General features: G+C 60.4%; 14 protein-coding genes, 1 tRNA gene and 1 pseudogene. 8 read left to right on the top strand and 8 right to left on the bottom strand.

Features of this window, described 5'->3' with window-relative positions; genetic code table 11:
* The 4 genes and pseudogenes from ABLA28_RS08740 to ABLA28_RS08755 all read left to right on the top strand — a co-directional run.
* Window positions 1-236 (top strand): annotated as a pseudogene (locus tag ABLA28_RS08740) (hypothetical protein); the annotation flags it as partial.
* A gap of 469 nt (window positions 237-705) precedes the next feature.
* Window positions 706-1557, top strand: a complete 852-nt coding sequence (locus ABLA28_RS08745) for an aldo/keto reductase (protein WP_347713332.1) — start codon at window positions 706-708, stop codon at window positions 1555-1557.
* A 138-nt stretch (window positions 1558-1695) separates the two neighbouring features.
* Window positions 1696-2199 (top strand): flavin reductase, encoded by a 504-nt coding sequence (locus ABLA28_RS08750; RefSeq protein ID WP_347713333.1) that lies wholly within the window; start codon window positions 1696-1698, stop codon window positions 2197-2199.
* 103 nt (window positions 2200-2302) lie between these two features.
* Window positions 2303-3274 (top strand): alpha/beta hydrolase, encoded by a 972-nt coding sequence (locus ABLA28_RS08755; RefSeq protein WP_347713334.1) that lies wholly within the window; start codon window positions 2303-2305, stop codon window positions 3272-3274.
* A gap of 279 nt (window positions 3275-3553) precedes the next feature.
* Here the strand turns inward: ABLA28_RS08755 and ABLA28_RS08760 are convergent.
* A tRNA-Glu gene (locus ABLA28_RS08760) sits at window positions 3554-3629 on the bottom strand.
* 202 nt (window positions 3630-3831) lie between these two features.
* Here ABLA28_RS08760 and ABLA28_RS08765 point away from each other — a divergent pair.
* A complete protein-coding gene (locus tag ABLA28_RS08765) occupies window positions 3832-4716 on the top strand; it encodes a tyrosine-type recombinase/integrase (RefSeq protein ID WP_347713335.1) in 885 nt (294 codons plus the stop codon).
* Window positions 4717-5137: 421 nt separating this feature from the next.
* On the opposite strand, the gene ABLA28_RS08770 is transcribed toward ABLA28_RS08765, so the two are convergent.
* Genes ABLA28_RS08770 through ABLA28_RS08800 form a run of 7 tightly spaced genes read right to left on the bottom strand, consistent with a single transcriptional unit; the run spans window position 5138 to window position 7213 of the window.
* Window positions 5138-5398, bottom strand: a complete 261-nt coding sequence (locus tag ABLA28_RS08770) for a helix-turn-helix domain-containing protein (RefSeq protein WP_347713336.1) — start codon at window positions 5396-5398, stop codon at window positions 5138-5140.
* Window positions 5399-5451: 53 nt separating this feature from the next.
* On the bottom strand, window positions 5452-5919 hold the full coding sequence (locus ABLA28_RS08775; protein WP_347713337.1) for a hypothetical protein: 468 nt from the start codon (window positions 5917-5919) through the stop codon (window positions 5452-5454).
* Between the two features lie 20 nt (window positions 5920-5939).
* Window positions 5940-6131: a type II toxin-antitoxin system HicA family toxin gene (locus ABLA28_RS08780; RefSeq protein WP_347713338.1), complete on the bottom strand. Its 192-nt coding sequence runs from the start codon at window positions 6129-6131 to the stop codon at window positions 5940-5942.
* Complete coding sequence (locus ABLA28_RS08785) at window positions 6121-6357, bottom strand: type II toxin-antitoxin system HicB family antitoxin (RefSeq protein WP_347713339.1); 237 nt, start codon at window positions 6355-6357, stop codon at window positions 6121-6123. Before ABLA28_RS08785 ends, ABLA28_RS08780 begins: the two co-directional genes overlap by 11 nt.
* A 3-nt stretch (window positions 6358-6360) precedes the next feature.
* On the bottom strand, window positions 6361-6777 hold the full coding sequence (locus tag ABLA28_RS08790) for a type II toxin-antitoxin system death-on-curing family toxin (RefSeq protein ID WP_314719140.1): 417 nt from the start codon (window positions 6775-6777) through the stop codon (window positions 6361-6363).
* Window positions 6758-6931: a hypothetical protein gene (locus ABLA28_RS08795; RefSeq protein WP_347713340.1), complete on the bottom strand. Its 174-nt coding sequence runs from the start codon at window positions 6929-6931 to the stop codon at window positions 6758-6760. The genes ABLA28_RS08790 and ABLA28_RS08795 overlap by 20 nt, the downstream gene beginning before the upstream one ends.
* Before the next feature lie 3 nt (window positions 6932-6934).
* Window positions 6935-7213, bottom strand: a complete 279-nt coding sequence (locus ABLA28_RS08800; protein ID WP_347713341.1) for a helix-turn-helix domain-containing protein — start codon at window positions 7211-7213, stop codon at window positions 6935-6937.
* A 279-nt stretch (window positions 7214-7492) separates the two neighbouring features.
* On the opposite strand from ABLA28_RS08800, the gene ABLA28_RS08805 reads away from it, so the two are divergent.
* The 3 genes from ABLA28_RS08805 (at window position 7493) to ABLA28_RS08815 (ending at window position 9057) form a co-directional block, all read left to right on the top strand.
* Window positions 7493-7954 carry a hypothetical protein gene (locus ABLA28_RS08805; protein ID WP_347713342.1) on the top strand — a complete coding sequence of 154 codons (462 nt, stop codon included), beginning with the start codon at window positions 7493-7495 and terminating at the stop codon, window positions 7952-7954.
* A 102-nt stretch (window positions 7955-8056) separates the two neighbouring features.
* Window positions 8057-8332: a hypothetical protein gene (locus tag ABLA28_RS08810; RefSeq protein ID WP_347713343.1), complete on the top strand. Its 276-nt coding sequence runs from the start codon at window positions 8057-8059 to the stop codon at window positions 8330-8332.
* 65 nt (window positions 8333-8397) lie between these two features.
* Window positions 8398-9057, top strand: a complete 660-nt coding sequence (locus tag ABLA28_RS08815; protein ID WP_347713344.1) for a hypothetical protein — start codon at window positions 8398-8400, stop codon at window positions 9055-9057.
* The last annotated feature ends 85 nt before the right edge of the window (window positions 9058-9142 follow it).

Here is a 9142-nt window from a genome sequence, read left to right on the forward strand (position 1 = left end):
GCTCTCCATACCTGCGCCGCGCCGTCTACCTGGCGGCTAACGCCGCACGACGCTTTGATCCTGTATTCAAGGAATTCTATGACAGGATGATTGCCAGGGGCAAACATCCCAAACAGGCCTTAGCCGCCGTCGGCACAAAACTTCTGAGGGTGATTCACGCCGTCATGACTTCGCAGAAACCCTACAATCCTCAAAAACTTTTACCCCCTGCTGCCATTTCTCAACTAAACCCTTGACTTTTTCTAGCAGGTCTTCAGCGATACTTCATGAGAATGAAGCCCGTCCCGTTATGGGACTCAAAGATGTTAAATGATAGAGAAGAAACCATTCAGGGCCATTCTACAGACGATACGAAAGGTAATAGTACCGTAGCGGGATCGAGTTGCGTGAAGGACAAGCACCGAGGAGAAGCCCGGCGGCTCCAAACGTTCCTGCTCAGATGGTGCTCCGGACCGGAGGGGTCGGGGGCCCCATGACCGCGGGAGCATCCTTATCCGTCTCCCCGCAGGCCCGCGTCATCGTTTAGACCATCCTCTCGCCCGCGTTTTTCGTAAAAGGTGCGGTTGACCGATAGCGACAACCGGTTTGTAGAATATAACCTACGACAGAACGCGGTTTCGGAAGCCGTTATATCCACTCAAGTTTCGGTTCGGCCGCCGGGTTCGCAGAACCGAGGCGATTTCAACTATCGAGGAGGCAGTGGCGATGGAGTACGTGAAGCTGAACAACGGGGTCATGATGCCCCTGGAGGGGTTCGGGGTCTTTCAGATACCGGATCGGGACGAGTGCGAGCGCGTCGTGCTTGACGCCCTCGAAGCCGGCTATCGGCTGATCGACACCGCGGCCGTGTACGGCAACGAGGAGGCGGTGGGCGCTGCGATCCGAAAGAGCGGTCTGCCCCGCGAGGAACTGTTCGTGACGACGAAACTCTGGGTGCAGGACGCAAGCTGCGAGGGTGCGAAATCGGCCCTGCGATCCTCGTTGAGGAAGTTGGGGCTCGATCATGTGGACCTCTACCTCGTCCATCAGCCGATGGGGGATTACCACGGCGCATACCGCGCGATGGAGGAGATGTACCGGCAGGGTATGACGCGGGCCATCGGGGTGGCGAACTTCTATCCTGCCGTCCTCGCGGACCTCTGCGAGACGGCCGAAACGATCCCGGCGGTGAATCAGGTGGAGCTGCACCCGTTTTTCGCGCAGGAGGCGGCGCTTGAAAACATGAGGGCGTATGGGGTGCGTCCCCAGGCGTGGGGCCCTCTGGCGGAGGGAAAGCACGGTATCTTCACCCATTCGGCGCTTGCCGGGATCGGGGAGCGATACGGCAAGTCGTCCGCGCAGGTGGCGCTGCGCTGGAACGTTCAGCGCGGGGTCTCCGTCATTCCCAAGTCCGTCCGCAGGGAGCGCATGGAAGAGAACTTCGACATCTGGGATTTTGCCCTGACGGACGATGAGATGGCGGCGATCGCAAAGATGGACCTGGGCCGCAGCGAGATCGTGGACCACGGCGACCCCGCCTTTGTGAGGATGCTTCACGGGGTGAAAATTCACGCGTGAGGCGGCCGGTAGAGGGCGCACCGGCTCGGAAGCCCTACTACATTAAAGATAACCTTTAAGTTGCAGGCAAGAGACGATCCACGCCCGTTTTACCGCATGCAAGACGGGCGTCTTCAAAAATGAAACGAGGGACTGTTTATGACGTTTCGCGACGGACAATACGACGTGTTCAAGATGTTCGACAAGCAATGGGCACTGGCGGCGGCGGGTACCGTGGAGGATTTTGACGGCTGCACCATCGGCTGGGGCAGTCTTGGCAGCCTCTGGGGATTGAGGAGCGACGGGCGGCTGATCGTGACGATCTACGTCAACCCTCTGCGATATACCAGCGAGTGCCTGCTGAAAAACGATTGTTTCACCGTTTCTTTCTTTGAAGAAAAATATCGCAGGGATTTGTTGACGCTCGGAACGAAATCGAAACGGGATTGCGATAAATTTGCGATGACCTCACTGACCCCGGAGAGGCACGGGCAGGGCGTCGTCTTCAGCGAGGCGAACCTGACCTTCATCTGCCGGAAGCTGTACTGGGAGCAGTTCAATCCGGGCCACATCGACCCGGAGGTCGCGCGCGAGATCTACTCGGACCGCCCGCCGCACTATCAGTTCATCGGCGAGATCACGGAGGTCCTCGACAAACGGTGAGGGGGCGAAAAATGTGTTTTTGAAATGTTCGCCGACCGCTCTGAGGGAATGGTGGCGGCCGAACGTGGAGGGCGTCACTCGTGTCCGAAGGGGCCTGTGGAAAATGTGTGGAAGCCGGAACGGCTGGCTTTTGCTGCCGCTGCTGCTGATGGCTCTGCCGGGCTGTGGGGGCGCCGCTTCGAACGCTGAAAAAACGGGAGAAGTGACGCAGGTGACGGAGAGCACGAGGATATCGGATGTGATCGACGACCCGTTGTTCGGCGACTGCGGGAGGCTGCTCTTTCCCGTGGATTCCGGTTATTGGGGAGGCGATACCCTGGGGAGCCTGAGCCTCGCGTGGTACAGCCATGTCCGGCCCGCGAGGACCGTCGGGATCGTGAACGCCCTGAGGGAGCAGGCGTCCGCCGGGAATCAAATTTTCTACCGCATCTACTCCGAGGAGGAGATGAGGGCGGACCCGCGAAAGGCCGATGCCGGACTGTTCTTCTTCAGGGGAAGGCCGGGCGCGAGATTCGCGCTCTGCAGCGCGGGCGGAGGCTTTGTGTACGTCGGGGCGATGCACGACAGCTTCCCTCACGCCCAGGAGCTCTCGAAGAAGGGGTACAACGCGTTTGCTCTGATCTATCGCCCGGGCGCGGGGACGGCCTGTGAGGACCTTGCACGGGCCATCGTCTTCATTCACGAACATGCGAGGGAGTTGGGGGTGGACGTGAGCGATTATTCCCTGTGGGGCGGGTCTGCCGGGGCGCGCATGGCGGCCTGGCTCGGTTCCCGAGGAACCGGGGCCTTCGGTGAGAAAAGTTGCCCGCGGCCCGCGGCGGTCGTCATGCAGTATACGGGCCTGTCGGAGGTGACGGGGGACGAGCCGCCCACCTACAGCTGCGTGGGGACGGACGACGGGATCGCCTCCTACCGCACGATGCAGGAGCGGACACGCAGAATACGTGCCCAGGGAACGGATGCGGAGATCGAGGTGTTCGACGGCCTTCCCCACGGCTTCGGGCTGGGCGAGGGGACCGTCGCGGAGGGCTGGCTCGATTGTGCGGCGGCTTTCTGGGAGAGCCAGATGCGCTGAGGATTTCGGCGGGGGGATAGGCGGGGAACACGGAGAGCCGAGGGAGCCAACGCGGAGGAACATAGGGCTTGTCTTGAGCCTTCGCCTGCTTCGCCATCAGCTCGGTCAGGGGCATATTCCCACCCTCCCGTATAACGGTCTTCGTCCTTCTACAGTTTATTATACGGGTTCGCTCTGACCCGATATGAATTTCCATGAATATCATAAGGGGTCAAAAAAAGTAAAACCCCTGAAGGATCAGGGGGGTGTGGTCCTGTGATATGCGGTGTTTGTTTTAACTGGCGGTCCCAGCGGGATTCGAACCCGCGTCGCAGCCTTGAAAGGGCTGTGTCCTAGGCCCCTGGACGATGGGACCGCTTTTGAGATTGGATTGGTGAGCCGTGTGGGACTTGAACCCACGACACCCGGATTAAAAGTCCGGATACGGGAAAAAGCATTTTGGGGGACCACAAACCACTGCAAACACTGCATTGTTAAATTGTAGTCGATTGTATGGTCCGGTGTCGGAAAACGCTTGTTCTCCCCCCCTGTCTCTCGTCGAGATTTCGGGCTTTCTCATGCAGAAGATCATCCGGTTGTTTTTGGCCTTCCGTCAGGCCGAGGGGCTGGCGAGGCGTACCCTGGAGGATTACCGCGCCCATCTGACGGCGTTCTCCGCGCGAATCCCCGAGGGGACGGAGGACTACAGGGCGGCCGTCCTCTCTTACCTGAGCGATGACATCAACCCCAACACCCACAACCTCCGTTTCGCGTACCTCAAGAAGTTCTTCAACTGGTGCCTGGAGGAAGGCCTGCTCTCCTGTGCTCACCCCTTGGCCGGGCTCAAGAAGCGCCGTCCCGTGGGGCGCATCGTGCACATCGAGACGGACACCCTGGCCGATCTCCTGAGGCTCCCGGACAGGCGGACCTTTACGGGGCTGCGGGACTACGCCCTGATCCTGTTCTCCCTGGACTGTGGGGCGCGGCCTGGAGAGAGCCTCCAGCTTCGGCCCGGGGACTTCGACCTGGCGGGCCTTCTGGTGACGATCCCCGCCCCTGCGGCCAAGACGAGGCAGGCCCGGACCGTCCCCATCACGGCGCAAACGGTGCTGGCGGTTCAGGCCCTCTTGGCCGCACGTCATCCGGAATGGGGAGACGCCCCTGTGTTCTGCTCGGAGGATGGGGGGGCGTATGGCGTGCGCTCCTGGGGGCATCGTTTGAAGGATTACGCGGCCCGGCTGGGGAAGACGATCACGCCGTATCATCTGCGGCACGCAGCGGCCCTGGGGATGCTCCGGAGGGGGATGAACGTCTTCGCTCTGCGGGACATGATGGGGCACGCCGACCTTTCAACGACGCAGAAGTACCTTGCCCTGACGCTCGACGACCTGAGGAAGGCCCACGCCGGGAGCAGCCTCGTCGACGAGGTGGCACCCCGCCGCCACAGGGTGAGGAAGGTTTGAAGGGGAGACCCGGCCAACAAAAAGGGCGTCCACTTTCTGGACACCCTTGAGGGGGACGCCCCAGAATCTCCGAGAGAATTTTCGAGGGTAGGTAATTCGGCGGATTGTGTACCGTACACACTTGTTTTGGGAATACCCTCAGAATTTCTGAGGGTATTCGAGGCCCGTCCTGCCGGGGGCCGGTACAAAAAAACTTGTATCAAGGCCAAGGGGCGGGGGTCGTTCGCTTGACAGATTTATCAAGCAAAAAGGGTCTTGCCTCTGTAGGTAATTCGGCGGAGTGCGGCTTAGCCGCATCCAGCAATTCAGAATCTTTCCCGGCCTACCTGTAGACTTCTCTCCTGTGGCCAAGGAAGTAAATCTGTGTTACCCCCCTCCGGGGCACGACCTCAGGAGGGCGTCGGTTTTTCAGCAGGAGACTCTACAGGTCGGGTATAGGCGGGTCTTCACGACCGCCCCGCTTTTTGTCCCCGCCTTTTCTTTCCGGGCCGCCACGAGCCGTTGCGTTGTACTCGTCCAAGTCGGCTTTGAGATACAGTTTCCCCCGAATGCAGGGGATGCGTCCGGCCTTGGTCTGCTGTGAGAGGTTCTGGCGGCTCATCCCCAAATAGTCCGCTGCCTCCGTGGAGACGAAGACCTCGGCCTCCACCCTTTCTCGAAACTCCTCCGTCTGTTTCTTCATGCCGCGTCCTCCCCTGCGTGTTCTCAATGAGTTCAGTGCAGGGACCTATTGAATCAAAGGATATCTTGTCCGAACTCGTGACCGCCGATCAGTTCGGAGACGGCTTCGCAGAACTGCCGAAACTCCAACCCCGGTTTGCCTGTCCCGTGCGGCGGCAACTCATCTATCGGGCCTTTGATGTCGATTGCCCGATCAGGGTAGGTGATCTGGATATTCCATGAAGGCGGCATCCAATCGAGCACATCTTCATTCTCCCCGGCTATAGGGCGGGACTTCCACTCAAATACGCCCAAAGCATCGAGGCGTTCCCTGAAGCGACGCCAAACATCCTCAGAGGGAGCGGGATATTCGACAGCGCCTTTTGCCTGCCGAAAATACCTGATTACAGGAGAAACATCCTCCCCCCAAAAATCTGCATCCTCAACCGGGTTGTATTCAACTCTCCGGAAATCCTGGAAGGTTCCGAACGCATTGTCCAGCAAAAAACAAAGATAGACCCGTTCCGGTTTGTGGTCCTCCATCTCCTGCCCCTCCTCCCCGGTCAAAAGATCGCCGGGATACCGGCCTGCCTGCACAGGGCGTTTGCCGTGATGCGGTCAAAGGTCGTGTGACGTTTGACCGGGACCATCTTGCCCTTGCTGTTGCTGTAGATGCTGTGATTGCTGCCCTCCCGTTGCAGAAAAAAACCGTATTGCTCCAAGTGCCTCACGAGGTCGCGTCGGTTAACCGACATGCGACACCTTCTCCATGGCCACAGGGAGAGGCTCAAAGAGTACCTGAGCCTGAGGGGGGACCTGCCCCGTCTCCAGGTAGGCCCTCGTCATCTCCTGGGCGGCGTCTATCAGCATGGCCCGGCACTCCTCCAGGGTGCCCCCCTCCGTGATGACCTCCGGCCATTCGAGGAGCTGCCCCATATAGCCCGCCTCTATCTTCGTGTAGCAAGCCGTGTAGGTCGTCATCTCCTACCCCTCCTCTTCGCTGAAAATCTTCTCCCGGCAAGTATGCGCCTCCAGCCAAGAGCGCAGACCGTTAAAATCGAGCGTTCCCCGAGCCAGGGACAGGGCCGTCTCGGCAATCTCCTTCTCGCTCGCTTGGAGTCGCAAGCCATTCTCGGAGAGGAACAGCGTCATCAGGAGAATCCCCAAGCGCTTGTTGCCGTCCTGGAGGGGGTGCCCCTGGATGATTGAGCGCCCTATCACTGCGGCCAGAGCCAAGATGTCGCTGCCGTAGTAATGCGAGACTGCGGCCAAGTTGGCAACATAACCGATGGGGTTGAGGTTGATAATCCCGATGGGGTCTCCGGCATACTGCTCCTGCAGGAGGAGCACGGCGTCAAGTATGGCCTCCTCATCGAGCCATTCAATACCTTGCGAGCTCATCGAACGCTCCCTTGTGTTCCTCGATGATCCGTGACATCAAGGCCCTCCGGGCTTCACGACGTCGGTCCCCCTTCTCCTGTGGCTCCCTGTCGTCCCCTTGGCGGCAGATGACGCCGGTATTCCCATGCCTCAGCAAAACGCCTTTGACGGCCATCTCCTACCCCTCCTCCCCCTTGGCCGCAGACACCGCTGCCGCGACTTCCTCACGCAGCGCGGCCCGCTCCGCCTTCACCCGCTCAGATCGGGGCTTCACGCCCGGAGGCAGCGGCTTGTGGTTCAATACCGCCTCACGCGGGATGATCCAGGACGAGCCCACCTTCGCGGCTCCAGGGAAACGCCCTTCACGGCATAGTCGTCCTACCCGGCTTCTGTCTAGCCCCATAATATTGGCCGCTTCTTGCACTGATACAAATTCCTCTCGTGGATTCATCGTCATGCCTCCTCGTGTATAGTTTACTATCCTAGGTTGAGGATAGAATAGGTAATAATACTTATTTATTCTAACCTCAACTGAGGATAGAATATCTCCATCAACCAAGGCAAGGCAGCTTGACAAGGCGAGGCCCAGGGGACGGGCAGAGGAGGTCCCCCCAACCGGGGAGCGGGAGTCGGGAGCGTCAGGCGCGACGAGCGGCGGAGAACGCGAAGAGCCGGGGGAGGCAAGGCGGAGGCGAGACCGAGGCCGAGCGGGACAAAACGAAAGGAGATGATCGGTATGGAGGATCGGTACGTGCTGATGTCGGGGACTGGGGACTTCGACGAGGTCATCCGGGGGACGGCGGCGGAGTGCTCCATGGGGTACTGCGAGATCATGGGGCACGAGCTCCGGGTGGATCGGGACGAGGACGGGGATTGGTTCTACTCCCGCAACACCACGGGGGACGAGGACGACTGGGAAGAGTACGACCGGGTGCCCTGCGACGGGGACGAGGCGGAGGCCCTGAAGGAGACTCACAGGTGGTTCTTCCTGGACTACCTGAACGACGCGGATAGCCTCGAAGGCAGCGACCTGGTGACGGTCCCCGAGGAGGAGGCCGGGGCGTTCCTGCTGGACTACGACGAGCTGCTGGGGTTCATCACGGCGCGGGAGGTCCGGGACCACTGCCTGGATCTGGACGAGGAGCTCGAGACGCGGCTCTGGTTCCACGAGAACCGGGGGAAGAGGAAGGCGGCCTAGGGGGGCGACCCTGGACCGCCGCGCACCACAGGAGGACGTATCAACCCGAGGGCGGTTCCATTGTACCGCCTTCGGGGACCAATTCCAAGGGAGGCTGTGACGATGGGACAGAAGGAGCTTGCGGAGAAGGTCAGGGAGCTGAAGGGGCTCAAGCAGATGGCCGAGGAGCTGGCGGCGGAGATAGCGTCCATCAAGGACGACATCAAGGCGGAGATGACGGCACGGGGCGTGTCCGAGATGCTGGTGGACGTCTTCAAGGTCCGCTGGACCAAGGTCCTGAGCAAGCGGTTCGACACGACGGCGTTCAAGGCGACCCACACCGAGCTCTATGGGCAGTACGTGAAGGAGGTCGAGACGCGGCGGTTCAGCGTGGCGTAGGGGAGAGCGGGGGCCTCCTTGGCCCCCCCTTCGGTATCAGGAGACGAACGTAAGGGAGGGAGGGCATGACCCGATACCCAGAGGCACCGATGGGGTACGAGCCGGGCGATATCCCGTTTGACGACCCACGCTCCGACGAGGACGATTTGTCGGAGCGCGAGCCGGAGGGGAGGCCCGGCAAGAAGAAAAAGAACAGAGGAGAGGTGAGATTTTTCAGGATGTCCGCCGCGATATGGAGCGACCCCAACCTTCACCTGAAGCGTTTCACGGCGAACGGGCGCTATCTGTTTCTGTCGCTCCTGTTCGCAAGGCATTCCCGAATGAGCGGGCTGTTCCCATTCCAGCAGGGATTGATATGCGGGGACACGGGGCTCTCGGAAAGCGAGCTCAAGGGGGCGATGGAGGAGCTGATTGCCGCCGGGCTGGTCTACTTCGACCCCAGGGGACAGACCGTCTTCGTCCCCTACATGATGGACAACGCCGTATTCTCCCCAAACAATCTCATCGGCATGTTCCAGGACGCACGGCAGACCATGACGTACACGAGGCTTTTCGAGCCTTTCGCCGAGCGTTTGAAGGAATGGGCCGAGTATTTCCTTACGAGGCTCCGCAAGGAGGGGAGCGACTCCGCGCAGGAGGGGGACCGCGCAGGGCTGAAAACGCTGTCGAACCTCATCGACGAGATAGAGGAGACGGTCGAGGACGCCCGTTTCGACTGGGAGTGAAAGGGGGGAGGGCTCCCCCCACCCCCAGGGGGGACCTCCTCCCCCTGTCTCTTATACACATCTGACGCTGCCGACGACTAGTCGA

This window comes from uncultured Fretibacterium sp. (genome assembly GCF_963544685.1).
GTDB lineage: Bacteria > Synergistota > Synergistia > Synergistales > Aminobacteriaceae > CAJPSE01.